Origin of the sequence: Vibrio sp. 1CM2L (assembly GCF_023161695.1) — a bacterium.
Taxonomy (GTDB): Bacteria; Pseudomonadota; Gammaproteobacteria; order Enterobacterales; family Vibrionaceae; genus Vibrio; species Vibrio coralliirubri.
Map to the genome: position 1 here is coordinate 688,526 of NZ_JALNTT010000003.1, position 26,883 is coordinate 715,408.

Annotated in this window: 24 protein-coding genes; 10 read left to right on the plus strand and 14 right to left on the minus strand. The window is 44.3% G+C overall.

All coding sequences use genetic code 11. From position 1 onward, the window contains the following. Positions 1–2: 2 nt before the first annotated feature. Positions 3–374 carry a CidA/LrgA family protein gene (locus MSG34_RS13110; RefSeq protein ID WP_004734867.1) on the minus strand — a complete coding sequence of 124 codons (372 nt, stop codon included), beginning with the start codon at positions 372–374 and terminating at the stop codon, positions 3–5. Between the two features lie 25 nt (positions 375–399). Further along, positions 400–1,824, minus strand: a complete 1,425-nt coding sequence (gene sbcB / locus MSG34_RS13115) for an exodeoxyribonuclease I (RefSeq protein ID WP_248337798.1) — start codon at positions 1,822–1,824, stop codon at positions 400–402. Positions 1,825–2,857: 1,033 nt separating this feature from the next. Between sbcB and MSG34_RS13120 the strand changes: the two genes are divergently transcribed. The 4 genes from MSG34_RS13120 to MSG34_RS13135 are packed head-to-tail and all read left to right on the plus strand — an operon-like array spanning position 2,858 to position 6,975. After that, the gene (locus MSG34_RS13120) at positions 2,858–3,292 is read left to right on the plus strand and encodes a DUF4402 domain-containing protein (RefSeq protein ID WP_004734871.1); all 435 of its coding nucleotides are present in this window, start codon (positions 2,858–2,860) and stop codon (positions 3,290–3,292) included. 52 nt (positions 3,293–3,344) lie between these two features. Continuing rightward, positions 3,345–3,782, plus strand: a complete 438-nt coding sequence (locus tag MSG34_RS13125) for a DUF4402 domain-containing protein (protein ID WP_054546464.1) — start codon at positions 3,345–3,347, stop codon at positions 3,780–3,782. Beyond that, entirely contained in the window at positions 3,779–4,489 is a 711-nt protein-coding gene (locus MSG34_RS13130) for a molecular chaperone (protein ID WP_017083454.1), read from the plus strand. Before MSG34_RS13125 ends, MSG34_RS13130 begins: the two co-directional genes overlap by 4 nt. Positions 4,490–4,536: 47 nt before the next feature. After that, on the plus strand, positions 4,537–6,975 hold the full coding sequence (locus MSG34_RS13135; protein WP_248337800.1) for a carboxypeptidase-like regulatory domain-containing protein: 2,439 nt from the start codon (positions 4,537–4,539) through the stop codon (positions 6,973–6,975). 15 nt (positions 6,976–6,990) lie between these two features. On the opposite strand, the gene MSG34_RS13140 is transcribed toward MSG34_RS13135, so the two are convergent. Both MSG34_RS13140 and MSG34_RS13145 read right to left on the minus strand, forming a co-directional pair. Continuing rightward, the gene (locus MSG34_RS13140) at positions 6,991–7,839 is read right to left on the minus strand and encodes a sterol desaturase family protein (RefSeq protein WP_248337802.1); all 849 of its coding nucleotides are present in this window, start codon (positions 7,837–7,839) and stop codon (positions 6,991–6,993) included. 87 nt (positions 7,840–7,926) lie between these two features. Next, positions 7,927–8,940: a DUF2804 domain-containing protein gene (locus MSG34_RS13145; RefSeq protein ID WP_248337804.1), complete on the minus strand. Its 1,014-nt coding sequence runs from the start codon at positions 8,938–8,940 to the stop codon at positions 7,927–7,929. Positions 8,941–9,109: 169 nt separating this feature from the next. On the opposite strand from MSG34_RS13145, the gene MSG34_RS13150 reads away from it, so the two are divergent. Beyond that, complete coding sequence (locus MSG34_RS13150; protein WP_248337806.1) at positions 9,110–10,144, plus strand: AraC family transcriptional regulator; 1,035 nt, start codon at positions 9,110–9,112, stop codon at positions 10,142–10,144. Positions 10,145–10,148: 4 nt separating this feature from the next. Here the strand turns inward: MSG34_RS13150 and MSG34_RS13155 are convergent, their stop codons facing one another. Both MSG34_RS13155 and MSG34_RS13160 read right to left on the minus strand, forming a co-directional pair. After that, positions 10,149–11,099: a chromosome partitioning protein ParA gene (locus MSG34_RS13155; protein ID WP_248338177.1), complete on the minus strand. Its 951-nt coding sequence runs from the start codon at positions 11,097–11,099 to the stop codon at positions 10,149–10,151. 39 nt (positions 11,100–11,138) lie between these two features. Beyond that, positions 11,139–12,473: a sphingomyelin phosphodiesterase gene (locus tag MSG34_RS13160; protein ID WP_248337808.1), complete on the minus strand. Its 1,335-nt coding sequence runs from the start codon at positions 12,471–12,473 to the stop codon at positions 11,139–11,141. A gap of 415 nt (positions 12,474–12,888) precedes the next feature. Between MSG34_RS13160 and MSG34_RS13165 the strand changes: the two genes are divergently transcribed. The 3 genes from MSG34_RS13165 (at position 12,889) to MSG34_RS13175 (ending at position 15,591) form a co-directional block, all read left to right on the plus strand. Next, positions 12,889–13,410, plus strand: coding sequence for a DUF2058 domain-containing protein (locus tag MSG34_RS13165; RefSeq protein ID WP_010441213.1), 522 nt, complete (start codon positions 12,889–12,891; stop codon positions 13,408–13,410). 162 nt (positions 13,411–13,572) lie between these two features. Further along, complete coding sequence (locus MSG34_RS13170; RefSeq protein WP_050712068.1) at positions 13,573–14,328, plus strand: hypothetical protein; 756 nt, start codon at positions 13,573–13,575, stop codon at positions 14,326–14,328. A gap of 312 nt (positions 14,329–14,640) precedes the next feature. Next, on the plus strand, positions 14,641–15,591 hold the full coding sequence (locus MSG34_RS13175; RefSeq protein ID WP_050645295.1) for an AraC family transcriptional regulator: 951 nt from the start codon (positions 14,641–14,643) through the stop codon (positions 15,589–15,591). A 135-nt stretch (positions 15,592–15,726) separates the two neighbouring features. On the opposite strand, the gene MSG34_RS13180 is transcribed toward MSG34_RS13175, so the two are convergent. From MSG34_RS13180 to MSG34_RS13205, 6 genes are all read right to left on the minus strand, one after another. Further along, positions 15,727–17,283 (minus strand): amidohydrolase family protein, encoded by a 1,557-nt coding sequence (locus MSG34_RS13180; RefSeq protein ID WP_248337810.1) that lies wholly within the window; start codon positions 17,281–17,283, stop codon positions 15,727–15,729. A gap of 67 nt (positions 17,284–17,350) precedes the next feature. Continuing rightward, positions 17,351–18,001, minus strand: coding sequence for a DUF3299 domain-containing protein (locus MSG34_RS13185; protein WP_086970108.1), 651 nt, complete (start codon positions 17,999–18,001; stop codon positions 17,351–17,353). Positions 18,002–18,327: 326 nt separating this feature from the next. Beyond that, positions 18,328–18,549, minus strand: a complete 222-nt coding sequence (locus tag MSG34_RS13190; RefSeq protein ID WP_017059142.1) for a hypothetical protein — start codon at positions 18,547–18,549, stop codon at positions 18,328–18,330. Positions 18,550–18,767: 218 nt separating this feature from the next. Continuing rightward, complete coding sequence (locus MSG34_RS13195; protein ID WP_248337812.1) at positions 18,768–20,240, minus strand: aerolysin family beta-barrel pore-forming toxin; 1,473 nt, start codon at positions 20,238–20,240, stop codon at positions 18,768–18,770. Positions 20,241–20,718: 478 nt separating this feature from the next. Then, positions 20,719–21,480 (minus strand): YdcF family protein, encoded by a 762-nt coding sequence (locus MSG34_RS13200; protein ID WP_050646737.1) that lies wholly within the window; start codon positions 21,478–21,480, stop codon positions 20,719–20,721. Between the two features lie 317 nt (positions 21,481–21,797). Next, the gene (locus MSG34_RS13205; protein WP_248337814.1) at positions 21,798–22,682 is read right to left on the minus strand and encodes a LysR family transcriptional regulator; all 885 of its coding nucleotides are present in this window, start codon (positions 22,680–22,682) and stop codon (positions 21,798–21,800) included. Positions 22,683–22,814: 132 nt separating this feature from the next. Between MSG34_RS13205 and MSG34_RS13210 the strand changes: the two genes are divergently transcribed. Further along, positions 22,815–23,825, plus strand: a complete 1,011-nt coding sequence (locus MSG34_RS13210) for an aldo/keto reductase (protein ID WP_248337816.1) — start codon at positions 22,815–22,817, stop codon at positions 23,823–23,825. A gap of 9 nt (positions 23,826–23,834) precedes the next feature. Continuing rightward, complete coding sequence (locus MSG34_RS13215; protein ID WP_248337818.1) at positions 23,835–24,227, plus strand: heme-binding protein; 393 nt, start codon at positions 23,835–23,837, stop codon at positions 24,225–24,227. A gap of 113 nt (positions 24,228–24,340) precedes the next feature. Here MSG34_RS13215 and MSG34_RS13220 read toward each other — a convergent pair whose 3' ends face one another. Together MSG34_RS13220 and MSG34_RS13225 are read right to left on the minus strand one after the other, a co-directional pair. Next, a complete protein-coding gene (locus MSG34_RS13220) occupies positions 24,341–25,714 on the minus strand; it encodes an L-cystine transporter (protein WP_048611859.1) in 1,374 nt (457 codons plus the stop codon). Between the two features lie 185 nt (positions 25,715–25,899). Then, complete coding sequence (locus MSG34_RS13225) at positions 25,900–26,595, minus strand: NAD-dependent epimerase/dehydratase family protein (RefSeq protein WP_248337820.1); 696 nt, start codon at positions 26,593–26,595, stop codon at positions 25,900–25,902. Positions 26,596–26,883: the final 288 nt, after the last annotated feature.

Here is a 26,883-nt window from a genome sequence, read left to right on the forward strand (position 1 = left end):
GATCAGTTACCTCTCGAAAGCAAGCGGTCTAAGAACCATGATAAGGACACCAACACCAACAACGTGCCACCAACGGCGCTCGCCATAATTGGCAATGCGTTCGCGATGAGCATGTCGAAGTGATCCATCAACCCAACACTGATCGGAACAAACAGTAAGATCATTAGGCGGATAATCAAGCTTGCACCGGGCTGTACCCAGTGCGAAGGAACAATACCAATCACCATGGCGGCAAACAGAATCAACATGCCAAAAATACTGCCTGGGATTGAGGTATCCAAAAAGTGCTGTAACGCGTTACCTGCTGTAAGTGCACCTATGATTAAGGTGAAGGAGATTAAGCAGTAAACCAGTTGGATCAATCTTTCTTTCAAAGTGTTACGTCTCTTGATAATGGAATTAGCTAGCTAACTTTTCTACGTATTGATAAACCGCCTTCAAGATAGCCATTTTCTTCTCGTCGCTTTCATGTTCGTGCGCGAGGTTTTCAAGGTTGAGCATGTACTCTTCTAAACGGCACTCATAAAACTCACGACAATGGTTCGCCCATTTCAATTGCTCAGCTTCGTCGAGCGTCCATGGGAAGTTACGCGCACGGTAACGGAACAGTAACGGTTTAATACGTTCATCACCGAAGGTGATATCTAAAGCTGCCAAGTTATTTGGGTCAGTTTCGCGAATGATGTTCATCGCTGTTTTATCAGCAGGTGAGAAGAAACCGTCATAAAGGTGTGTATCAACATCATCACTCTTTTCGTACTCTCGCTCTTGTGAGTACAGGCCGATCAGTTTTTCGCGGATCTCTGGGTGTTCGCGCAGCAGTGCCAAGTTCTTCAAGCATTGTTGGCGATCAATACCGATGGTTTCGGCATTTTCAGCCGTCAGCGTTTTAGCTGGAGCAAGAATAGGGCACTTGTTCAGTTGAACCAATTTGATTGGTACGGGTAGCTCGTCTTCACCCAGTTCACTGCGTTTGGTGTAGAGTCTGTCTCTGAGTTCATCTGCGTCCAGTTCTAACAGTGGGCTTGGATCTTTGGCTAAATCAACCACGATAACGGCATTTTGATTGGTTGGGTGCCAAGCCATAGGCACAATCCAACTTGTGTAGTTGCAGTCACGGCCAAACATGCCCGAAACGTGCATCAATGGTGTCATGTTTACAATATCAACCAGGTCATTCAGCTTACGCTTATGACGCATGTTGTAGAGGTAATCGAACATCTTAGGTTGTGCAGCTTTCAGCTTCTTCGCTAACTCGATGGTCGCAATAACATCGGCCATCGCATCGTGCGCGTTCTCATGTTCAATGCCGTTTGCCACAGATAGGTGTTCCAGTTTGAAGCTTGGATAACCTTCTTCGTTCTCTGGCCAAACAATGCCTTCAGGGCGCAGTGCGTGAACAGCGCGCATTACATCTAACAGATCCCAACGTGAGTTGCCGTTCTGCCAGCTCCACGCATATGGGTCGATGAAGTTTCGGTAACAGGTGTAACGCGTTACTTCATCATCGAATCGAATACTGTTATAGCCAAGGCTTGTGGTGTTAGGTTTCGCTAATTCAGCATGGATCTTAGCGATAAACTCAGGTTCAGGAAGACCTTGTGAAGCCGCTTTCTGTGGCGTGATACGGGTGATCAATGCTGCTTCTGGCGCAGGGAGGTAATCAGCAGGAGGTTGGCAATAGATAACCAGAGGCTCTCCAATAACATTGAAATCTTGGTCGGTACGAACACCCGCAAATTGACTCGGACGGTCTTTTGCTGGGCTAACGCCCCACGTTTCGTAATCGAAAAAGAAGTAGGTCGGCTGATTATCTGAACTCATTGAATTTCCTGAACAGCAAGCGCGGAACGTTTACTGTGGCTGAAGGTTAGTTTTGTTCAGTATCTGATAGTATGCGGTACGCGTGCAACCCAGATCACAAATAAATTGCCGGAAAACGGTGCTTTACTATTCAATCGAGTCGGTGGGGAAGGGTTTGAATCCAATTGTGGCTTTTCTATGGTCACAATTCTGCCTGTGTACCTCTTTTTTAACCTATCTTGTCACCTTAACTGTTGTGACGCGATGAGTCGGGTTTCAGGTTTACCGCGAATGAGTTTGTTTGTCTTGTACTCTAAAGCTGTGTGATTAGAAACATCTCGTTGTTTTTTGACTGGTGGCTAATCGGCTGTACCTGTACCTGAGGCTAATCCGCTGTGCTTGTGTCTAAACCGCAGCGCAGATGTCTAATCCGTAGCGCAGATGTTTAAACTGCTTCACTTGCCTGTCTTGGATCTGTCCAATCAAGGTGTTTTTCGCAATACAATCCTCTTAGATTTGATTTCATTTTCGATATTTTTGATTGTTGGGGTTAATTTGACTGGATAGTTGTACCTGTCTCACTTTTAATACTTTATATAATCCGTGTTTGAATTGGATATAAAGAAAACTCTAATATTTCATTTTTATTACAATACTGTGTAGATATCAGTTTGTTTCACTTTTGAGACTATATTGCAACACGTCGATCTATATAGTGATGAATCTGAATAGAATAGTGGGGGAATGTTCTATCTTATTTTTGGACTATTTAAGTTGAGGTGTTTTTATAAATATAAATAACACACAGAAACAAAGGAATTAGATGTAAAACCAGTTTTATATCTAATTGGTAGTAATACTCTAATACCATTATTTTCGTTAGTGTTATTTATATCAATTTGCGTGATCTTATTCTCACTGCGCCTCATTTCTTTATAAATAAGTGTCAATATATATATTTTCTAAATAGGATTGTTGTTACTTAATTGTTAACTTTGATTGACTATTAGGTAACCCTAATAATAAAGCCGATTTTATATAAAGGATTAAAGAAATGAACAAAGTCTTTAAGGTTGTTGCTGTATCTGCACTTTCTATCTCTTCAGCGAACGTTTTCGCTGTGAGTGACACTTTTGATGCAACACTAGAAGTAAAACAAGCAATTACAATGACAAAAACAAGTGATCTTGACTTCGGTATCATCACTTCAGACAACACAACGGACGTTGTTATCGCTCAAGGTGATGCTGGAGCGGCGGCATTTACTCTTTCTGGAGAATCTGGTGATGCAGTAACAGTAAGTATTTCTGATACTAACTTGGTTAACGGCGTAAATACGATTGCAGCTGAATTCGACTTTAATAACGCTATTACTCTTACCGGTGGTACTGCGGCTCTTAATATTGGTGGTACTGCACGTACTTCAAGTGCGACATTAGTTGCTGGTACATATACTGCTAACGTTGCAGTAGATGTTACTTACCAGTAATTAAATGAAACCAGTGTAATATTGTGGCTGCTATAAAGCAGCCGCTTTTACTATGAGTGTTCTATTAAAATACGCGATTTATATTGGTCTGATGATTTACTCCAGCCCTTTTCATGCGCTAGAAATTATTCCTGAGAATATGGAAGTGAAATTTCCGGGTATGTATATCTCTGGGTCGGGCCAGAATGCGGATTCAAACCCATCCAATAGTCAGGTTTATGTGGTTCGTTTTTATGTTGAAGGTGAGCCTGGTAAAAAAATCGTTGTTTCTCTCCCTTCCAAGCAATATCTAAACCATTCTCGCAAATCCAAACGCCTGCGTATTAGAAAGTTCTATTTTGGTTGTGGCTTATCAAAGCGTGGTAGAGCCAAAATCAAAGGGAATGGAAGAAGCAAATTATTGTGTATTGGTGCCAAAGTGAAAATCGGCGCTAACCACCCAGCAGGCCTTTACACCAGTACAATTCCTTTTGAGGTTAATTATAAATGAAGTTGTTTATCTCATGTGTTCTCGGCTTAATCTTCACAACACAAGCCTATGCTCAGTTACTTATCGCACCGACTCGTTTTGTGCTGGATGCCGACACTTCGGTGACTGAAAAAATCGTCGTCGAAAACAATTCAGATCAACCGATTCGCTTGGAGATAAAACCGATTTATCGCCCGGTAAAGGCGAGTGGCTTAGTTCGAACTGACGCTAATATCGCGCAATCAGAAGATATCGCTAGTTGGATTAAAGTGTCACCACCAATAATTCGTGAACTTAAACCCAATCAAAGACGCACGGTTCGCTTACGTATGAATGCTTTACCTGCTGACATGGCTGATGGTGAATATCGTGCTTACTTGTGGTTTTCCCCAATAGCAAAAGCTGCAGAGCTATCAGACATTGCGTTGTCTTCAAGTAAAACCAACAGTGATGGTTCAGCCTTTCAACTGAACTTTCACATCAACAGTTATGTACCCGTTTATGTTCAGAAAGGTGAGCGGGTGCAAGATGTTAAGTTTGAGTGTGACAACCAAAGCATCAAGATTCGAAACGATGGTAACTTTCAGTTTACTGCGAAATTGAATGTAGACGAGCATAGCGAAAAAGTGGTGCTACTTCGTAATGCTGAATTAACCAAGCCTTTCCCAAAAGGCTCAAAGATCTCACTGGTTCAGAACGAACAGCCTCTGTACGAATGTGTTCTGTAGTGCTCGTTTCATTGTCGCTGACTCTGTAAAAGCCAGTGTTCAATTGCATGGTTTGGCGACTTTTGTTGCTCGCTTCACTGTTTCCTTTTGGTGCGTATTCGCAATCTAAAGCAGAAAGTGAGGCGAGTGAACTCTATCCAGCCCATGTTGAAGTTCGAGTCGGGAAAGTCGGGGATAGCTTTTATCGTGTCATGATGGATGACTACGAAGAACCCTTCATTTCGATATCCAATGCCGCTTTTTATCTACTCGAAATGAATGGTCAGTGTGATGAAAGCGGATATTGCGAACTGTATTTGCCTCAAGATGTGGGAAGAGAATCTCCTCCGTACATTTTAGATACCGAACAAGCCATTTGTTATCGCGATGACACCAATATCCAGTCGATCAAATATCAAGTCATCGACTCAGAAACTTACGTCCATTGGTATAGCTTACAAGCTTGTATCCCGGCTAAAGTGCGTTGGGATATTGATGATTACCGGCTCACCGTTACTCCAGAATTCAGTTCATTGACTGAACTGGAAGCCGCTATTTCTAAGATGAAAAATGAATCACGTAAGAAGGCCGAGGATCTTAAGCGAGCTGAAAACACGCCAGCTTTCGAACCTGTTGCCGCCGTGGGTTTGGCGACTCGGTTAGCGACTTCGGTTTATCACGACAGTGAAACTGGCGGTGATGTTTACGCAATCTCAGACACCATATTAAGCACTGAACACTCCTTGTCTCGCTTGTCGATTGATTCACGAGAAGATAACCCTATCGTTTATTACAACATTGCGGTAGAAGCTCATGATGGTGAAGGCTCTTTGGAAGTCGGCCATGTGTTATTAGATGGCAGCGTCTTTACCGTGAATCAAACCCTCGAAGATGGGCTCTATTACACCAACCGAAAGCGACAGACAGAGTTCGGCAACCTTCAACTCGAACGAACTACTCAACCTAATATCAGCATCGATGTTTTAGTCAATGGCATTTATCAAACCACTTATCGCTCTGATGAGTTTGGACGTTTCGTGGTTGAAGAAGACAACATCTCCCCCGGTGACACCATCAAGTTTCGCTACTACTTATCGAAAGGTGTCTGGCAGGAAGAAGAGATCACCGTCGCCGGTTTAGAAGATGCATTTCTGCCAAGTAATGAGTGGGGCGTGCAAGTGGTAGGCAATGAAGGTGCTGACCGGGCTGGCGTTGTGTCGCTCGAATATGGGCTTGCCGATTACTTCACCGTGGGTAGTGCCTTTATGAGGCAAAATGGTAAAGACTTGATTGGTGTTCAAGGACGATACTTACCGGCGCATTGGTTTGCGGGTCATATCGGTTGGTTACCAGAGTTCAATCGGTTTCCAATGGAGTTTGATATTTTGATCAATGGTGATCAGTCGGCATCGATAGAGCTCAATAAAACCGATGAATTGGACTTAGAGTCGATGGAGTACGATGTTTTCAAATACAACCTGTCGCTTGCCAATCTAACGGCCTTTTTGACGGTAAGGGATGATGAAGATGAGTTGAGCGTTGAACCCAAGTTAAACTCGAAAGTGGCTCGTAATCTGTTTGTCTCATACGCCGGTGACTATCGATACATCAAAGCTTCTCATCAAGACGATTACCTCCATACGATTGGCTTGGCTAAAAGCGGTTTTTCGGATACGTCGTGGAATATTTCTGGAACTGTTGATGGCTCTGGTCATCATGAACGAACGGAGCTGTCTCTGAGAAATGCGTGCAAAGAGTGCCTGTTAGATCCGTTGGAGGTTTTTCAAGAGCTCACGACGAACGTATCGGCTCGCTATCAGAAACAGGAAGTTTCGTTTTCCGCTTCTTTAGAAGCTCGAGTGAACCCTTATTTACTCTTTAAGCTAGAAGGAACCGAAGACCGATACGGTGTCGAGATGACGACCGAATTCGGTGCTAAAACTTACTTTGACGAAAGTATTGGTGAGTTTGTTGAGTGGAATCGATACAACCATTCTAAGCTGACGGGCATTGTTTACGATCACCACAAACAGCCGATACAAGGCGTAAGCCTACAAATCTTGGATCAACGAGCAGTCAGTGATGCAAAAGGCCGATTTGAATTCTCAAGTGTTCCGGCTCGAGATAATCTGCCTATCTATATTGATGAAGGGGCACTCGACCTTAACCTCACGCCGATTCAAAACCCCGTATTTGTAAATACTAAGCAAGTCGGGCTAACTCATGCTCATATCGAAATGGTGGTGTCATTTGGCGTCGATGGCACGGTAGAAGGTGACCTAGAAAACAGTGCTTATCTGCACTTTAAACATATCCAGATAGGCGCCGAGTATTCGAGCGAGATTGAGAGCGATGGCTTTTACATGGTAGAGGGGCTAATCGCGGGCAAATACATTGTGACTTTAGAAATGGGAGACAAGCGATACGTGCAAGGTGCCGACTTGGACGGCGATTTCTGGGTAAGCGACCTCACATTCAACCTCATTGATTTTCATAAGGTGTACTAGACCCGATCGCTTTGATTAATCCGAGGGAGGCGAGAGTATCAATCGCACTTTCTGTTTCGTGGTTAGCTCTCGGTTCCTCAAATCTTTGAATATGGCCTTCCATTCTTGAAAGGTGACGATTATAGGGTTAAAACTGTTTACTGGTTTAGTGACGCCGTAACGTACGGTTTCAACTTCCGGTTCGAACGTACCAAACAATTTATCCCAAATGATCAAAACACCGGCGTAGTTCTTATCTATGTATTGCGGGTTTTTGCCGTGATGTACTCGATGATGCGAAGGGGTGTTAAAGATGTATTCAAGTGGCCCCAAGCTTCGTATCCATTGTGTATGGACGAAGAACTGCAAACCTAGATTCAGAAGCACTACAAAGATGACCCATTTAGGGTCGAAACCTATGATGACGAGCGGTACCCAAAATAGCCACATGCCTGCGAATGGGTACATCAAACTCTGACGGAAAGCCGTACTGAAGTTCATGCTTTCTGAACTGTGGTGCGCGACGTGCGCGGCCCACATCCAGCGAACACGATGGCTTGCTCTATGGAACCAGTAATAGCAAAAGTCTTGTAATACCATCAATACAACAAAACTCAGTACGCCCATTTCAACGTCCATTAAGCGCCAACCAAACAGCCAAAGATACAACTGCACGACCAATAACCCGGTGAGCAAATCCGAGAGTTGATGCATTCCCGCAAGCGTGAAGTTACACATCACTTCTGAAAGTTTATAGCTGGAGTTATCTGGCAGTCGACCTTGCTTCTGACCGATAAAATACTCAGCCGCCATGCACACCATGAATAAGGGCGCTAATACCAGCAGTAGCCATTCTGGGTGATTGATTAATGCGTCGATATTCATGTTTTATCCTTGTTGAGACGCCATACGCGTTCTTAGTATCAAGTTTACTTAGACTTGCTCGCCTGAGATTCAATCAGCAGAATTACGCTACCAGCGAGCGAAGTGATCTTCTGTTAGGCCAAGAACACCATCGAGTTGATGTGTCACTCCATTGTTGTCTTCAATCGAGCCAGAAAAGTGACCAATGAACTGACGAAAGTTACTCTTTAACAGCCATGAATTGAGCTTTTCGCTGCGGTTATTTAAGGGCGTAAAGGTCAGGTTTATACGTCCATCTTGTGATGTTATCTGCCAAGGCAAGTTCGTGTCTTGGCGACTGAACGTAAACTGTACCGGGTTAAGCAAGTGTCTGGTTCCATTGACCCATAACACGTTTTCGCAGCCTCCGGTTTCATTCACGCCCGCCGCGAGGTTTAGGCCAATATCTGTGCCATTGGATTGCGTGTTGATGCTTGCCCAGCGCCAACTGGTTTCACGTCTCATGTAACCCGCTGAAAAGTCATAACCAGCACGAGCTTGTTCGAGAACGAGTGATTCTCCCTTGATTTGGATGTCACCGCTGATGCGCAAAGCATTGTGCTTTTGGGTGTAAGTCCAACCTGAATAACCCGTTGGGCTGCACATCGCCAAGGGCAAGCTGTCGGCTTTAGGCTCTAAAGCGATATCGGCCTTGATGAGTTTGGTATTCAATCGAACTTGCCATTGCCCGCCTTCAATATTAAAGATGATGCTTTGGCCTGCAATGTTTGTCGTGCCGTCAAATGGCGAAGCGGTAACTTGTTTATCAAACCCTAATGGCCTCAACCAAGATGACTCTTCTAGATGGTTGTTTTCAATATCGTACAGATAACAAAATGCCGAGCCTAAGTAGCGAATATCCGCGATAGCGACACCAATAATGTGCGTGTCGGTGACGATGCTGACAAATTGAAATTGCTTGTAGTGGAAGTGCTTCTGCCAAAGGTTTGCTTTTGCATCCATCGAGTTTCGGTAGTCAAAGTTCTCGATGTTCAGGTGCTTTGGGATGCCATCGAAATGTCCAATGATCGGCTGACCATTAGAATCAATCAAACTGTGTGGAGCAGGATTCGTTTTTATCATTGCGATAGTTCACATAAATTTAACAACTAAAGCCATTGTGCGATGAGTAGCGTAGAATTGGGAGGTCATATTCGGACAAGAGCGCGTTACCAATCACGATTTTGTCAGTAGTGTTGTTGAAGCTGAGTAGTCATGTTGATGGGAATGGGCTCGATATAAGGAGAGACGATTGGAGATTATCGCGGAGTATAAGCCGACCGGACATCGGCATCAATTGGGTACATTAGATATCGCGCTGCTGTTGAATACGTTAGAGCAACGAGGTCTCGATATTGAAAGGCTACTCAATGATGTGGGTTTGCCGAACATGGATTGGCGAGACCCGAATGGAAAGCTGACTTACGCTGACAAACTTTCGTTATTTAGCGCGGCGAATCAGAGCTTTCCTCACGATGGCTTAGGGCTTTGGCTGGGGGAACACGCTAGCTTGAGCCACTTTGGTGTGTTGGGTTATGCGCTATCGACAAGTCAAAATGTCGGGGAGGCCATCAAGTCGGGCTTTAAATATCTGCGCCTGAACGGTCCTATTTTCTCGGTTAAATTATTTCTAGATTCCGAGCAAGCAGTGATTCAGATTGAGAACACCTTGGAAGTGGGCGATCTCCTACCTTTCTGCAGTGAGTATTTCTTGAGTTCAATCGTCTCTTTGTTCGAAGAACTGACTGGTCATGAGTTGGATATTCATACTTTGGCTTTGCCTTATGCTCGCCCTAATTACACCAAGCTTTATGACGAGCGTTTCCAGTGCTCGGTGATTTTTGAACAAAACTATTGTGAACTGCGTTTTGATGTCTCCGTTTTATCACAAACTTTATTGACTCATGATGCCGCGACCCTGAAGCGCTATCTCGCGTCTTGCCAGTCGATAGTGGAAACGCTGGACTCTGAGCACCTGCTGACTAACCAGATCAAAACGATCTTTTATCAAACCGCAGGCAGTTTCCCGAATATAGAACAACTCGCGGATGAGTTTGGTTGTAGCTCTCGTACACTCAGGCGAGAGCTAGTGACCCATGATTCCAGTTATCAAATATTGCTTACCGAAGTTAGAGTGGAACTGGCCAAAGAGCTGTTACTCGGCACAACCATGAGTATCGATGATATCGGTGAAAGGCTCGGTTATAGCGACCCGGCAAATTTCAGAAGGGCGTTTAAAGGTTGGCTCAATAAAACGCCCGCTCAGTTTCGTGACGGTTTAAGTTAAAGCGTTACTTGCTAAAAAACTGCTCCCTGAAATCGGTGACTTGCTGTTGATAATAACGGTCCCAATCTTGTTGAGTCCAAGTGGCATAACTCGAGCTTCGCTGAGAGTCTAAGGTCATTTTGAGCTGATCCAGTTGCTTGTGATAGCTCATCACGGTTTGTTGCTGTTGTGCGACTTGTTGTTCTCGCACGGCAATGTTGCTGGCCTGCGCTTCATCTAAGTAGGCACCTTGGAGGTCGGCTTTGACTGATGCAACTTCAGCAGGGCTATAGCTGCTGGGTATCAAAGAGACTGCCAGTTCATATTTTTGAAGCTGTGTTTCGGCGTTTAACGTGCCCGTATTGTTTTGCCATTCACTAAGCAAATCTTGATAATTGGCCAAAAACTGGCTCGCTTCGTTCTCTTCAAGGGTGTTGGCGTCGAGCGTAAAATCTAGTTGCGCAAACTGGTCTGCGAATAGCTGGTGGGCCAACTCTCCCCATACTTGCTGTGCAGACTGCTTGAATAAGGCAACACGATCTTCAAGAGTCTCTATGGATTCAAGTGGGATGGTACTTTGGGCTAATTGCCAGTCGACTGATAGCTGAGGATAGTCGCTCAGTAACTCAAACCATATACTCGGCAACTCCGATTTTAATCGTGCGAGTTGCTCAGTGCAGTCATCACGTTGTTGGCAAAGCTTCCAGAACCCATCGAGTTCATCGAATAGAGCTTTACCTTCAAGTTCGCTTAAGTTTTCAACATGCGTTTCTCCGCCCGATGATTCAGTTTGGGATTGATTGCTCTGCGATGCTGCATTTTCCGAGCTGGCGGTTGCAGTTGGTGTGGAATTATCGTCAGCAGTTGTCGTAGAAACACGCGGCTTAGGTTCTGTGTGTTGAGCAGAAGATAGCGCTGTTTCGTTCGTTTTTGATGACCACGAATAGCCAATAATGCTCGCCGTTAAGACGAGCATGAGGATTAATATAACTCGATGCATTATTGATTCACCGAGTTACTTAATCACGGCGCTAACAGGGAAGTGGTCTGAAAGGTTGTAGTGCTTCCATAACTCACTGCTTGTTGATCTTGGAACATCCACGCGATTGTCGTTATGCGCTTTAGCGGCATATTCCGAGCTCACTACCACATAATCGAGATACTCAACGTTCTCACCACCCGACATAGGTTCGCCCGCAAAGTTGTTGATGCGAGGGTCAAAGGTAGAAGCGGTGTAACCTGAATATTGTGGCTCTTCAGCTTGCAGGTTAGCAAACATCTGTTGGTAGTCACCTGGGAACTTGAGCTTGTTCACGTTGAAGTCACCGCTGTAAATAACCGTTTCAGAGGTTGGTATTTCCAGTGATTGAGCAAGCTGACGCATCTGCTTGAATTGACGTTGTCGGTAGTCACGAGCGGTGTCCGTATCGAATGATGCGGTGTGAGTGCCAAACACATGGTAAGCCTGACCGTTCTTGATCACTTCGGCGTAGTTAACACCTTTATCAGCAAAGCAATCTGTGCCCGTGCAATCAGGGAAAACATACTGAGCTTCATTAACGATAGGGTAGCGGCTGACAATGATTACGCCGCCGTCATAGATGTTAATCCCATCTTTATCGAGCATTTTGGTTTGATAAGGATACTCTTTCGCAAGTTCACGCAAGAATTCATCTCTGCCGTTAGCAAACACCTCTTGAAGCGCCAACACGTCGTAGCCCTTTACGTATTGAGGGAGAAGAGCGTAGCGGTCACCAATATGTGAAGCGATGGCAGGCAGCGCCCAGATGTTGTAGGTCATGACTTTCAGTGTATTGGCATCCGGCTCTGGCTGCTCATCCACTTTGGGCGGGGTGATGGTGTAATAAATATCATCATAGCGCGCTGTAGAATCGGCTTTAAGTGCTAGCTCTGCATTGACCCCGAAGGCATCGGTGGTGTTGCGATGAATATTACGATCGTCATGCAATATTAGGTTGACGTCTGCGGCACTCAAACCATGTTGCAGTGTCGAGTTATACCAATGTCCCTTCATGGTTTGGTTGAGCGTGACACTCTCGCCCACAGCGTTCGATACTACAGTGTCAAACTCATAGGTCTCCCCAGATTTTACTCCAGTCCAGCGATTGAAACTGATCAGCTTCTTCGTCTCCCAAGGGCCAATCTGTTCAACATGCTGTTGCCACTCATCACCGAGTTGAAGTAGGTCGGTACCGGTGTGGTTGGCTTGAATGGTCATCATTTGATTGGTGTTATTGGTGAGATACACGTCGGTGTCTGCGATCGCAGAGGTCGAAGCGATTGATGTGGATGCCACAAGTGCAGCTAACCAAGTCCATTGAGTTTTCATCGTTTACGTTATCCTTATTGATTGATGTCTAGAATAACGTAGTCAAGAGTTATGACATTGGAGTTATAACTCTATGGCATTTATTCAAATATGAGATATATGCCAAGGTTTTATAAAATTGATTAACCATTGAAAATTAACATATTGTCTTGTTGGAATGATAAATGGTACGCGCGCGAATAATAGAGTGAGTTAATGCTTTCGAGTCGGTGGAACAGCCATTGTTGGCGTGCTTAAGTGAAAACTGTGTGCTGCGGTAAAGTGGAGGTTGTGAGCAACTAGAAGGGATTTTGGCGACAGCTTAGATCTATCAGCACAAATTTTGCGATTGTTCTGTAATTTACTCTTGTTCAGTAAACAGAAACCTTAAAAACAGGTATGATAGTGCCGTTTTTAATCCTGAACTGGGAAAGTCATGGCAAAGTTAACACTCCAAGAGCAGATGCTTAAAGCTGGCTTGGTAAATGAGAAAAAATTAAAGAAGGCGAAGAAAGGCTCTAAAAAGTCTCGCGTTCAGTCTCGTGAAGCAAAAGCGGCAGCAGAAGAAACTAAACTGGCGCAGCAAGCGAAAGACAAAGAGTTAAACCAACAGTTGAAAGAACAGCAGTTGAGCAAAGAAATTAAAGCTCAAGTGAAGCAACTGATTGAGATGAACAAGATCGAACAGAAGAACGGTGAGATCAAATACAACTTCACCGACGGTACGCTAGTTAAATACCTTTACGTAGAAGAGCTGACTCAAAAGCAACTAAGTAAAGGCATTCTAAGTATTGCTCGTCAAGGCGAGAGCTATGTTGTTATTCCAACAGCAGTAGCGAACAAGATTGCTATGCGCGACGAAGAATCTATCGTTGATACGCAGGCAGGTAGCACAGACGAAGTAGACGAAGATGACCCGTACAAAGACTTCGTGATCCCAGATGATCTAATGTGGTAATCCGTTTTACCTAGCTCCATTCTAATGGCTAGCTAAGTTTACAGGATCTAAGAATGCAGCGAACAATCACTCGATTGGCGCTGCATTTTTTTTGGCGCAAAATGACCTTAATAAACTTAGGCAAACCTCTATAGTTCGTCCCCTTAATACGGGAGAACACACATGAAAAAACGCACCAAAATTGCTTTCGCAACCACTCTGTTTTGCGCTGGCATCACTTTAGCTCACGCACAAGATTCTAATGAGGAAGTGATTGATCCTTCGAACCTGACCGCCGTTAACACATCCGCTTACCTAGGCTTTAGTAACCAAGGCGACGTGAAACTGTCGGGCTCTATTGGCTATGGTTTACAAAACGGTCAAATGGCGATGGGTACCATCGAAGGCACCATGGACCAAGACGGAAAATACAAAGACAGCCGACTGCAATATTTCCATGTTATGAATTTCGCTAACCCTGTTATGCCGTCAGCGGCGGGCTCGATTGATATTATCGACAATACTCAGTTCACGACTGCAGCGTTGGGTGGAGTCGTGATGATCAAACCGGACGTAGAAAACCTAACTCTGTTCGGTCGAGTGGGCGTACTAGCGGGTGATTATGACAGTGATTTTGCGTCTTCGATGGGTGTAAGTGGAACCAGTATTATCGGTGGTATGGCTGCGGCGTATATCTCATGGAAACCGGGTGCTGATGGCACGTACTTCATGCTTTCACCTGAGTACACCTACATGGATGGTGACATTGAAACCTCATTACTGAAAAGCTCAATAACTGCGGGTACGCCTTTGTCGAGCGATGGTACTCGTTGGGGGCAATTCAAGATTGAAAATACCAACGGCAGCATGAAATCTGCATCGAAAAAAATCGATATTGATGACACGGTAGCGTGGGTTTTCTATAAGGTTTACTTTTAGAACCTACACCTATTTAACGATTAAAGATCCCGAAGCATGGAGGCTTCATTCAATTTCAGTTTCTCATCTTACACTTTCACTTTCCGCAACCTGTTTTAATATCGCCCCTTGTAGGCTTCTCCTATCAGCTCACCCAAAACCATTCAATCTAAGCTCTATGCCAGCACATCTACGTGGCTCTTATCACTTGCAGTGTACTTTCGCAGCGTACTTTTTCGCAGCGTACTCCTCAATGTTTAGGTAACAGTTCACATCGAAAAACAATTAACGCTATAGTCGTTAATAGATGGTCTCTAAGGTTTTAATCGCTTAATGCAGAATCCTATTAATATCAGTAACTCAAACAACCTTGCTCCCTTCTTAGCTTACTTTGAACAAAAGGGGATTGAGTGGCGAAAAATTGCGGCTGAATACGACTTCCCTGAAGATATTGAAGACCGAGAGTATTGGTTGTCTTCTCATCAAGCGATGGCTTTTCTCGGTGCAATGGTCAAGCAAACCAATAAGAATGTTGGGTTTGACGTGGGGCGGTTAATCACGCTTGACCAAATCTCTCCTGAACTGGTTTCTGAGTTCTCAGGATGTGAAAACTTAGAACATGCACTTCATCATCTGCTTGAAATGATGCCGACGTTAAACAACTACATGGTGGTTTGGGTCGATAAAATCGATGGCAAGTGGTACTTGTGTCACCGAGGTTCATACCATCCTTCGTTACCCGGTTATGACCAAGCAGAATGGTTTCGAACCTTTGCTTTTATTTCGTTGTGTCGCATGTTCTTGGGTCATCATTGGGAGCCTAACTCGGTGTTTATGAGTTTTCCTGACCACTTGGCGAGAGATGTTACCAATACTGCGAATCTAGACGCGTTCCATTTCGATCATGCATTTGGTGCCATTGAAGTGCCGTTGTCAGCGGATTTTGTCCCAGTAGACAAGCCAATAGACAGTGATTGGTTGACGGTAATTACTGCATTGGTACAAACCTACGCGGTTCTACCGTGGTTTAATATTCAATGGCTTGCCTCATTGATTGGAACTTCGTCGCGTTCTCTGCAAAGGCAGTTCACTGATCATGGTTGTACATTTCGTGGTTTGCGAGATGAGGCTCGTTGTCAGGTGGCGAAGCGGTTGCTTAAAGCCAACACATCACCTTTCGAGACAGCATGGCGATGTGGCTATAGCGACTTATCTAACTTTAACCGAGCATTCAAAGGGTGGTTGGGCAAAACGCCGGCGCAATATCAAAAGCAAACCAGCTAATTAAGATATGTATGTTTTAACGGATAAACAAAAAGCCAGCCCTTGCAGTCACTAGATGTAAGTTGGAAGGGGCTGGCTTTATTTTGATTTAATCTAATTTTGATCTGTGTATATTACTCTAACGCTCGAATGACCTTATTTCTTAATGTCACGACGTATTGCTTGTCCCGGTGCTGCATTTGTTACAAGCTCGCCATCTTGAACCACAAACTGACCGTTAACTAACACGGTATCAACCCCTGTAGAAATCGCAGCCGGTATTTGGTATGTCGCTTTGTTCGCGACCGTTTTTGGGTCAAAGATAACGATGTCTGCGTCCATACCCACTTGGATACGGCCTTTCTTCTCCATTTGCGGTACGAAGCCATCAAGCACAGTAGCAGGCATGTAACTCATTTTGCGAATCGCTTCTTCCATAGAAAGCAAACCACGCTCTCTTACGTACGTACCTAAGATCTTAGTGAACGTACCGCTCGATCTAGGGTGTGCAAATGCCTCGCTTGGAATTGGCCACTCATCACCATCGTAATAGCTTACCTTGCCATCTTCTATCAACATCCAAGGCATAGAGTCTGATTCAATCAACACATTGGGATGGATGATTGACTTATCCAGAGCAGACAACTCACTTGGTACCGCTTCATCTAAGAAGTGCCAGTTAATGATTGAGCCTGGTTGTTCTTTCTGTGCTTTGAGAAGCTCTTCGTTATTCAGACGTTCGGTACCCATTTGGATACTTTCTTCTTGATAGCCTAAACGCTCTTTCCATTCTGGCCCGCTAAACATCGCTGCGCCAACCACCGTACTTGCTGCTCCCCATGGGTAAGCGCCGGCTGTAACATGGAAACCGTTCTCGGTTGCTTCATCGAACAGTTCCAATGTCGCGTCAATATCGCGCAGTGAAGTACTGTTGATGTGGTTGATGTGCATCTTCGCGCCAGTCAGTGCAGAGTTCGCAATCAGCTCTTGAATAGCTTCAAAGCTGCTTCCTGGTTCCATCATGCTGGCATAACGAACGTGCGTGTAAGTCGCAACGTCGCGCTCTGCCGCAAGCTTAGAAAGGGCATAGTACTCTTTCTGGCCATAACCCGGCGCATAACCTGCATTGATACCAATCCCGATCGCACCTTCGTCTAAGCCTTGCTCAACGTATGCCATGATCTTTTCTAGCTGCTCTGGCGTCGCGATTTTCTGCTTCCAGTTGTCGAGCCCTTGCATGCTTTGAAAGTACTGCAAATTAGCTTGTGGCTCACTGTCGGTGAACGTTGCGATACGAGCAAATGTCCACGCTGCTGATGCGCCATAGTTAATCGGTAGGTTCTTTTCTGCCTGTCCTTTGTACCAGTCGCCGATAGGCAAAATACCCGATTCTAATTCAAGGGCAGTGGTGACACCTTGTTGTGCCTGCATACGATAGCCAGCAATGTTTTGACCATGGTGATGGAGGTCGATGAAACCTGGAGAGACAATGTGATTATTCGCATCAATGATGGTTTTACCCGTGATTGAATCTTTAGTGATCGTCTCAATTGTGCCTTTGTTGATACCAATATTTCGTACATCACTCAAACCTGTCTCTGGGTCGATAACATGACCACCTTGAATGACAACGTCGTAGCTTTCTGCGTAAACATTAGCTGCTGACGCAATTAAGACGATGGGTAACGCAACAGAGCGAATGGATGATTTCATGACTGCTTTCCTATTGAAAATAAATACGTTATTGAAAATGAATACGTTATTGCAAGTTGGCGAATTACTAAGGGTAATTGACTTTATGCGCCGCCATTGAGTAACCCGTGCTGATCACTTCGGTTCCATCAATGAATGAGATAGGTAGATCTTGTTCAAAGGTGGCGATATCTCCCGAAACCATAACGACTCTGTAAAGATCCTGAAGTGGGAACCCTTCATCAATATCGACAATAATGGTCTGATTTGCCGGCGGAGGCGGGGTATGGATACACGCGCCTGCGATGGGTACCAAAAGAAACTTCGTCGTTAACATGCCGTCCATTTCAAGCGGAACAACAAAGCCCGGAATAGTCACATCGTTCAGTTCGAGGTCGGTGTTGACCGTTGTTAAGCGAATGTGTTCTACCGCTAGTGCTTCTTCTCTCAGTGCCAGTAATTCATCAGCGTCATAACCAGATTCACTTAATGCGAGCTTGCTTGCTTCGTATTGTTGTGTCTCTTCAGAGTTCATCTCGCGCTTGAGGCTCGTTTGCTGATAGTTCAAAACGGCAAATAGATTAGAGACTTGATCTTGATTCAACGCGGGTAGCGCGACTTCTTTTGTTGGCGGCGGAATCAGGTCTTCCCACATCACCATGGTTGACGACATAGCACTAAAGCTAAGCAGTAAACCTGGTAACAGAGTCGTAAAGAGTGAACTAAATCGAAATAGCATCTGATGGATTCTCCAGCGTTGTCGTAGGGTCGTTCGCAATGTCTCAGCTATTCGCTATCAATCTAAACGAATAGTAAGTAACGAAGCTTTGTCAAATCCTATTGATTTGCTCTCCGTGATTCGTGCTGTGAATAATAGCAACCGCTGAAAATACAGATAGGTCACTTTGCGCCAAGTGTGGATGGGCATTCTGATAGGAGGAAGAGGGATTATTGAAGAATAAAAAGGGCGTAATAAATGAAAAGCCCTGATGCGCTTTTAACTAGAAAGAGCATCAGGGCTTGTTTGCATTTGAACAGGAATTGAGGCTGATTGACGTTCGCTAGCTAATGTTCTGACATGCCGTAAACAAGGCTATCATTGGCACTTGCATGATCGATAAAATCGGTATTGGCGCGCTGTTCGTGTTGGTCGTAGCCATCGAAGTAACAGTCGCCAATTTCATTGCGCGGGCAAACGTGAATGTGGTCTTTGATGACCAGTTCGGTAGAACAACATGGGCAGTGTTTTACATGTCCAGTGAGTACCGTAGATCGATTTGGTTTCATACATCCTCCTGATAGGCACTGTAATCTGATTGCCTATTTGCACCCTAAGTTACGCAAATTAGTGTGTCGTTATGATTTCATTTTTAAGTCAATGAAAAACGATTCAGAAAGTGAATACTTAGCGGCTAATGTAGATGTACGACTAAGAGAATGTAAGACGAATCAAGCCCAGAGCAGGTGCAATGGGCTTGGAATAACAGCTGACACTTTCTATGGGGTTATTGCTGCATTGGGGTAAGCGCTAGCTGTGCGCTGCTATAACCCAGTTGCGCTAGAGCCGCAGGGTCGAAGTCAGTCAGAACTTCGATGTGACCGACGTAGTAGGTTGTGTAATCGCCTGAAGGTGTCATGGCGTTAAATGAATCAATAGAGTGCTCGGTACCAATGTCTATCATTCCAGAGTATTGTGACTCCGCACTAAACTGGCCTGAAACATAGGTGTAGAAAGGACGCACACTGGCACCTGCGGCGTACTGCATGCTACTCAAGCCATTGGTGTTGATTGCCCAGCTCCAATCCCACCATTTCATCTCTCCAGGAATATAGCGGTGGTCCCATTGGTAGCGGATATTCGCTTGATCTTCGCTGGTGGTTCCAATAGTAAAGGTGTGTGAGACCGTAGGGCGGTTTGTTGGATGTGAGCTTAGCGCATTGCCGCTATAACGAAGGAAACCTGCGAAGTTCACGTCGTAACTCATGTTGGTTTTGATACGGTATGGGTAAGTGATGGTAGAGCGTAAGAACTCTACTTGAAAAGGAAGTACTGAGTGAGCAGGCACGGTAATGATGGCTTGCAGTTCTGTTGGTTCAAAACGAGTACCACTGTTGGTATCGGAGAAACGTTGGCCATCTTCTAGCGCTACTCTTACTTCTGTTTTTCCAACTTGTGGCCAGTGAAAGGTCTCATCAATGACGACTGAATCAGCAAGGTCGAAGCGCTGTGTTTTACTCCATTGTGTGGATTGCTCAAAATGAAGGTCGACGACGATTTGTTTAGGCTGATCGCCATCATTGATTGCATAAGCCGAGACGGTTTCAATCAGCTCTTGGTCGGTCTCTGTTATGGAACCGTGTAAAAACGATGTGTTATCGAGTGTATAAGCGAAGTTATCAACAGTGATGCTTGTCTTCTCATTACAGCGATCACCGGCACAGCTTCCATCGTTATTGCCTTTAATCTCCCAACCATTGTTTAGCGGTTTTATTGCCATATCTTGGCCGACATAACGCGCGTTATCGCCTCCAACCCAAGCGTAACCCAGGTTATGGGCTAAGTAACTCAGTGGTCTGATAAAGTTCGTGTTGTCGCTGACTAAGGCGCGTTGAACATCAAGGTTATTGTTTGTTTCGATGGCTTGCGCTTCGTAGTAAGGCAGGCCAGCGTCTGGGGTATTGGGGTAGCACCAAGTATTGTCGCTTGGTTGTCCTTGTTTGATGAGCCCGTGGTAGCCAGACCCCATGATCACCCAGTCATTTTTAAGGCCAGCAATGTCCCACACATTCATGCGAGACAGTAGGGCGGTTTTGTGTTCTTGCGCTTCTGTATTATTGAGCGGACGATAATCGGAACGGCAGATGTCTTCACCGAGGTTATCCAATACGATTTGGTCTGAATATATCTTGGCATGAGCTGTAAAAGAGATTACCGATAGGGCAGAGCTAAATAGAACGGTTTTACTGACGTTAAGCATGAATAAGTTCCTAAATGCCATTATTGGGCTGTTTTTATTTAATTCGATTTATTAGTTTTATGGGTATTGATTTAAAGCAGAGGGACTCTAGCGGGGTGTACTTTGTCATATAAAACAATGCCAAAAATACTGAAATGAATTGAAAATAAATACTTATAGATATCAGGAGGTTGTACTGATCAACTTGTTGTTTGATAAAGACTTACCTTGATGACTTCAATTAGTTTCAACAATCCAATCTATGGGTGATTAATTGTTGAACGTTTCTGTTTTTGAAGTCTCGCCATTTGGTATGTTGGCTTGGAAAATTTAGGCCAGCAAGGTGGATTAGAGAGGTTTATTGCTTAAAGGAGGGGGAAGTACTTGAGTAAGCCAAATAAGAAAGGATGTTGTGATAAGCAAGATCAAAAAATGCAGCCAACAACCGTTCGATTGCTGCCGCATTTTGAATTGTTCGAGTTAACTTAATTGGTAGAGATTAAGCATCACCTGGCTTTTCGCGTTTGCTATTCCAACCCATAAAGTTGTAAATGTTGTAACGAGCAAAGCCTATCTGCTCATGCAAAGCAAAATCTGTGACCGCAAAGTTGTACCACAATGGCAACCATGAAATTTGAGCAGCCATATAGTCGGCTCTTACTGGAATAACATTCAAACCGAAGTGGTTGAAGTAGAGCTCGCTACGACGAATATGTAGGCCAGATGAAACCAACACAATGTTGTCGAATTTATGATGCTTCATTAGGTCACTAGTGAGCTGTGCATTCTTCCAAGTGTTGACGCTATTTGGTTCTTGAATGATGTCTCCCATCGGAACACCAAGTCTGAGCAATTGTTGTTGATAAACTTCTGCTTCGGTAACACCGTTATTTTGTGCATCGCCACCACTGATGATCACTTTGCATGTGGTTTGGGTTTTGGCGCAATCTTTATATTGGCTGGCTGTTTCGCTGATTCGGCCAAAAGAGAAAAAGGCTGGCTCAAACTCTTGCGTGCTTTTAATTAACTGCGTTCCTGCACCCAGAAGAACAATGGCGTTGTTGTCAGACCATTGGATATCAGGCTTACTTTCGTAGTTGGCTTGTAGGTCGTTCAGTAAATAACGAGGAATTAAACCTGAACCAATCAGCACAAATGACGATATAAGAACAAGAGATAAAAACAGAGAGGTTTTTCGCCACTGAAGTAAACGTGTAAAGCCTACGAATAGCAGAAGAAGTAATAATATAATAAAGCTCATGAGGATCCTGTTATCGAACTGGTGCCAAAATGATGTGACATACTGAAGCGGTGCATCATATATCAGTTATGTTAATCGTTCATAGCTAACTCATTGTATTATTGAACAAATGCACGATTTCTTTCTATTTAACACAATCATCGATGAGAGTATTCACAAATCGCTTTATTATTGTTCGATAATCCCATTCTAAATATAGGTATATAAACCAAGAGGGTTATTTAAACCTTATTTCGTGTTATTTAATTTATCGGTTCCTCGGCTTCTCATTTTTCAATTCGTTAACTCAGTTCTCATATTCTTAAACTGCCAAATGATCAAGCTCTCAAATTATCAAAGTAAGCTTGAACAAATTTCACGAACACTTGGTGTTTCTTTGCCGGATAAATAACTTGCGGATAGAACAGATAAATACTGTTGCCTTGTTGTAAGCATTCATCAGGCAGCACTTGCTCTAACTCTCCAAGCTCGACCTCTTTCGCAACGTAGTAACTTGCAATACGGATGATACCGCTGCCTGCCATGGCTTGTTGCTTAAGTAAGTGGTTGTCATTACTTGAAAGCCAGCCGGACACATCAATATTTGCCGATTTTAAAGGCCACTCGGTTTGGTGCAGCGTTGCTAAGCATTGATGATCACTTAAGTCACTCACATTGGTTGGGCGACCAAATTGATTAAGATAACTGGGAGTCGCGACTAAATCATGCTGATAGCTAATCAAGTGTTTCGCCACCATGTTGTCAGGCGGAGTATTGGTGGCACGAAACGCGATATCGATATCATCTTGATTGAGATTAAAGTTGGTGTAGCTGCTGTTTATCTCAAAGCGGATTTCTGGATATTGCTGCCTAAACTGTTGGCAGATATCGAATAGATATACCTCAGTAAACATCTTTGGCGCGGTGAGGCGCAATAGACCTTTTACGATGTCGTGTTGCTCAGAAACACTGCGTTCAAGCTGTAAGACTTGCGAGCGAATCGTTAAGCCTTGTTGTAAGGCGCGTTCGCCTTCTTGGGTTAAACGAACACTGCGCGTGGTTCTGACCAAAAGCGGGCACTGTAAATCATTCTCTAGACGTTTGATCTGCTCAGAAAGGTAGCTCTTAGAGATACCGAGCTTTTCGGCGGCCTTGGTAAAGTTAAGTTGCTGAGCCAGTTCTACAAACAGGATCAGTCGTTCTATTCTTTTGTGTTCGTTCATTCGCGTGTTCCTACCAATCTATTGTTCGTCATATCAAACAATCATTTCGTAACTAGCATATTCTGTTTTTTAAAAAGAACAATATGATAGAGGCATATTTCTGGTCAGCAAATCTTCTAAGTGAGAATCGATATGACGAACAGCATTGAATCTACAAACAAAACGAATGACAAAAAACGTATCCCATTATCAAATTATCTACCGAATGTTGGGCAAATTGCCTATGGCTGCATGGGGTTAGGTGGTGGCTGGAATGATAATCCAGTGACGAGTGCGGATGTTGCTCAAACACGAAGTGTAATCGACACAGCATTAGAATCGGGCATTAACTTATTCGACCATGCGGATATCTATACCTTCAGCAAAGCTGAACAAGCCTTTGGTCAAGCAATACAACAAGCACCTGAGCTGCGTGAACAGATGTTCATTCAATCTAAGTGTGGGATTCGTTTTGAAGGCGAGGGCAATGTTGGTCGTTATGATTTCTCGGCTGATTGGGTAGGTCAATCGGTAGACGGTATTCTGAACCGCCTGAATACCGAGAAGCTCGACGTGTTGCTGTTACATCGTCCAGATCCTTTGATGGAACTCGATGAGCTAGCAAGAACGTTAGAGAGCTTAAAAGCACAAGGCAAGGTCGATTTCTTTGGTGTGTCGAACATGAACAGCCATCAAATTCAGTACCTACAATCTGCACTTGGGCAGCCCATTGTCGCGAATCAAGTTGAGATGAGCTTAGCCAAATTGGATTGGTTGAACGATGGGGTGATGATTAACTCGCAAGGGCACCATCAATCAGACTTCGCCGCAGGCACTCTAGAGCATTGCCAAATGAATAATATCCAACTGCAAGCTTGGGGTTGTTTGGCACAAGGCCGATTTGCTGAGCAAGGTTTGTATTCAGAACATGAGAATGTGAAAAAAACAGCGCACTACGTGGCTCAGTTAGCGAACCAATATGGCGTAGAAAGTGAAGCGATTGTGTTGGCATTTTTGCTTCGTCATCCTGCTCGTATCCAACCTGTAATTGGCACCACAAATCTAGAGCGAATCAAAGCTTCGGCAGTCGCGACTCAGATAAACCTGTCTCGTGAAGAGTGGTACAACTTATACGTGTACTCACGTGGTCAAGCACTGCCATAAGGAATGAGTATGTTGAATCAAAAGATCGCGCAACAATTGGTGTCTAATGCTCTCGACATTGCTGAGCGTAATCAACAAGCAATTGCGGTGAGCGTGTGTGATACGCATGGTGAATTACTGGTGTTTATTCGCATGGATAATGTGAGTGTTCAAGCCGGATTGTTAGCACAGAACAAAGCTTATACGTCTGCAAGAGACAGACAGCCAAGTGGTAACTTAGGGGCTTGGGCGAGAGAAACCGGTAAAGACTTAAGTTACTGGACCGACGCTAAGATCACTGGCTTTAAAGGCGGTGTTCCCATTGAGTTAAAGGGGCAGATGATTGGCGCTATTGGTATCAGTGGATTAAGTGAAGATGACGATGAAGCACTTGCTGAGAAAGTGATTCAACTTGTGCTCTAAGTGCTGTTGCTTGTGAAGCAATGGAAGTTAGAAGTAACAGATAATAAAAAACCGATGCATGTGCATCGGTTTTTTGTTTAACGAGATTCAAGTGCTTGAACCAATCGAACCCGTTAAGCGTTCGCTTGTTCGAGATCTTGTTGCTTGTCTTTCTTACCTAATAGTCGGCTTGTGATGGTACCGGCTGTCATTGCACCAGATACGTTAAGCGCTGTACGTGCCATATCGATAAGTGGCTCGATAGAGATAAGCAGTGCTGCAATCGTTACAGGAAGGCCCATAGCAGGAAGTACGATAAGTGCCGCGAACGTTGCACCGCCACCTACGCCAGCAATACCGAATGAGCTCACTGTGATAATAGCAATCAGAGACAGAATGAAGTTGATGTCCATTGGGTCGATACCAACCGTAGGTGCAACCATAACTGCTAGCATTGCAGGGTAGATACCCGCACAACCGTTTTGACCAATCGTCGCACCGAAAGAGGCAGACAGGTTAGCAATAGCTGGTGGCACGTTAAGCTTAGTGATTTGAGCTTCAACGTTCAGTGGAATCGTTGCAGCAGAACTACGAGACGTGAAAGCGAACGTCAGTACAGGCCAGATCTTTTGGAAATACTCTTTCGGGTTTACACCAACAAAAGAAACCAACACACCGTGTACAACGAACATCAGTAGAATCGCAACGTAAGATGCAACGATGAAACCTAGTAGGCTGAGGATGTCAGAAGCACTTGATGTTGCAACTACCTTAGCCATTAACGCTGCGATGCCGTATGGCGTGAGTGCCATTATCATCTTAACTAAGCGCATAACGATAGATTGTGCCGCTTCAACGAACGTACGGATTGGAGATTCTAGTTCTTCTTTCTCTGCCATCACTTTACGAGCAGCAATACCCGTTAGCACACCAAAGATAACCACTGCGATGATAGACGTAGAGCGAGCGCCCGTTAGGTCTGCAAATGGGTTAGTCGGAATAAAGCTGATCAGCATCTGCGGAATTGTTAGGTCTGAAACGCTGCCGATGCGGCTTTCAAGTGTTGCGATACGTGCTGTTTCGCGAGCACCTTCTGTTAAACCTTCAGCAGATAAGCCGAATGCTTGCGTTACAACAATACCAACAATCGCAGAAATCGCGGTTGTTGCTAGCAGTACAGAAATGGTGATGCCAGAAATCTTGCCCAGTGAACCGCCTTTTTCAAGCTTCACTACTGCGGCAATCATTGAAACCAATACTAATGGCATGATCACCATTTTCAGTAGGCCAACATAACCGCGGCCAACAATGTTTACCCAATCAAGTGTCTCATTGATGACCGGATTGCCTTCACCAAATAACAGCTGAAGACCAAGACCAAATGCGCTACCAAATACTAAACCGAGTAAAACGAGGCGAGAAAGTGTGTTTTCTTTTTTCTGCTGTCCGTAGAGAAAAAAGAGGATACCAGTGAATACCGCTAAGGCAGCGATAGCTGAAAATGACATTTGTTTTCCTTATGAATTACTTTAAATCGATAGAGCACCTGGATATATGGGCGCAAATACTGTTAGCTACAGTAGCGACCTGTAACAAAACGTAAAATAAGGAAAAGTAATTTATTAGAACGATTAGTAATATCCACTCAATAGGATGGGTGGATATTCAACATTGTGATGAATAGGTGAGCTTTTTAGCGATATTTTGCCAATAAATTGAGCATGTCACTTGACGAGTAAATTTCGATATTTTGGAAATTATTTGCGAATAATCGGAACAACATTGCTTTGGCTACGTCTTCCGACTGAATAGGACGTAGGTTTTTGAACTTACCAAACATAAACGGAGACAACAGAGGAAAGACACTTTGTAGGAGTTTTTCATCAGCTCTAGGTTCATCACGCTCACCCACCAGAGGCCCAGGGCGTGCGATGAAAAGCTGCTTGAAGCCAATACATTTTAAATTTTGTTCCATTTGTCCTTTACAGCGAAGGTAGTGCGAATAGGAATCTGGTGAAGCGCCATAGCTAGAAACGACCGCTACGCGTTGAACCCCAAGAAACTTCATCGACTGTGCGACTTGGCTAACCAGTTCCACATCGATTTTGCGAAGCGCTTCTTTTGATCCTGCCTTTTTCTTAGTCGTACCTAAGCAGATAACGCCAAGATTAGGCGTCGCATTCGTGTCATCCCAACTGGTAACTTGCAGGTCGCTGTGAATGAGTGTGTGGAGCTTGTTGGAATCAAACTGTGAATCTAACGCTCGGCGAGATAGGGCATAGATATGATCAACGGCGGGTTCATCGATGAGCAACTTCATCACATGATGACCAATTAACCCTGTTGCACCAGCCACAACAACCGATGTTTTGTCTCCAGCAATGCTCATTTTAATCCCTTATTCACTCCACAAGTGCTTGTTTAATATAAACAGTGTTTGAATTTTAAGCGAATAAAAGTTTGTTAAACGAGTGGTCAGTAGTATGTGGGGAGTCGCCTGTTAATGGAAAAAGAGATGATTTAGTTTGGCTCGACGCATAAGTACGGTCTGAAGCATTAGTACGGCGTTAAAAATAACAAAGCCCGCTGGGCGACGGGCTTTGTTATTTACTTTACTGCTTTCTAGGTGAAGGATAGTGGGATTTTCCTTACCTTTTTGCTGGTTTTCTTACTTGAT

Bases quoted from the DNA above. Each gene is read 5' to 3' on its own strand.
- sbcB (WP_248337798.1), bottom strand. From the start codon at position 1,824: ATGAGTTCAGATAATCAGCCGACCTACTTCTTTTTCGATTACGAAACG.
- MSG34_RS13120 (WP_004734871.1), top strand. From the start codon at position 2,858: ATGAACAAAGTCTTTAAGGTTGTTGCTGTATCTGCACTTTCTATCTCT.
- MSG34_RS13125 (WP_054546464.1), top strand. From the start codon at position 3,345: ATGAGTGTTCTATTAAAATACGCGATTTATATTGGTCTGATGATTTAC.
- MSG34_RS13130 (WP_017083454.1), top strand. From the start codon at position 3,779: ATGAAGTTGTTTATCTCATGTGTTCTCGGCTTAATCTTCACAACACAA.
- MSG34_RS13135 (WP_248337800.1), top strand. From the start codon at position 4,537: ATGGTTTGGCGACTTTTGTTGCTCGCTTCACTGTTTCCTTTTGGTGCG.
- MSG34_RS13140 (WP_248337802.1), bottom strand. From the start codon at position 7,839: ATGAATATCGACGCATTAATCAATCACCCAGAATGGCTACTGCTGGTA.
- MSG34_RS13145 (WP_248337804.1), bottom strand. From the start codon at position 8,940: ATGATAAAAACGAATCCTGCTCCACACAGTTTGATTGATTCTAATGGT.
- MSG34_RS13155 (WP_248338177.1), bottom strand. From the start codon at position 11,099: ATGCTCGTCTTAACGGCGAGCATTATTGGCTATTCGTGGTCATCAAAA.
- MSG34_RS13160 (WP_248337808.1), bottom strand. From the start codon at position 12,473: ATGAAAACTCAATGGACTTGGTTAGCTGCACTTGTGGCATCCACATCA.
- MSG34_RS13165 (WP_010441213.1), top strand. From the start codon at position 12,889: ATGGCAAAGTTAACACTCCAAGAGCAGATGCTTAAAGCTGGCTTGGTA.
- MSG34_RS13170 (WP_050712068.1), top strand. From the start codon at position 13,573: ATGAAAAAACGCACCAAAATTGCTTTCGCAACCACTCTGTTTTGCGCT.
- MSG34_RS13175 (WP_050645295.1), top strand. From the start codon at position 14,641: ATGCAGAATCCTATTAATATCAGTAACTCAAACAACCTTGCTCCCTTC.
- MSG34_RS13180 (WP_248337810.1), bottom strand. From the start codon at position 17,283: ATGAAATCATCCATTCGCTCTGTTGCGTTACCCATCGTCTTAATTGCG.
- MSG34_RS13185 (WP_086970108.1), bottom strand. From the start codon at position 18,001: ATGCTATTTCGATTTAGTTCACTCTTTACGACTCTGTTACCAGGTTTA.
- MSG34_RS13190 (WP_017059142.1), bottom strand. From the start codon at position 18,549: ATGAAACCAAATCGATCTACGGTACTCACTGGACATGTAAAACACTGC.
- MSG34_RS13195 (WP_248337812.1), bottom strand. From the start codon at position 20,240: ATGCTTAACGTCAGTAAAACCGTTCTATTTAGCTCTGCCCTATCGGTA.
- MSG34_RS13200 (WP_050646737.1), bottom strand. From the start codon at position 21,480: ATGAGCTTTATTATATTATTACTTCTTCTGCTATTCGTAGGCTTTACA.
- MSG34_RS13205 (WP_248337814.1), bottom strand. From the start codon at position 22,682: ATGAACGAACACAAAAGAATAGAACGACTGATCCTGTTTGTAGAACTG.
- MSG34_RS13210 (WP_248337816.1), top strand. From the start codon at position 22,815: ATGACGAACAGCATTGAATCTACAAACAAAACGAATGACAAAAAACGT.
- MSG34_RS13215 (WP_248337818.1), top strand. From the start codon at position 23,835: ATGTTGAATCAAAAGATCGCGCAACAATTGGTGTCTAATGCTCTCGAC.
- MSG34_RS13220 (WP_048611859.1), bottom strand. From the start codon at position 25,714: ATGTCATTTTCAGCTATCGCTGCCTTAGCGGTATTCACTGGTATCCTC.
- MSG34_RS13225 (WP_248337820.1), bottom strand. From the start codon at position 26,595: ATGAGCATTGCTGGAGACAAAACATCGGTTGTTGTGGCTGGTGCAACA.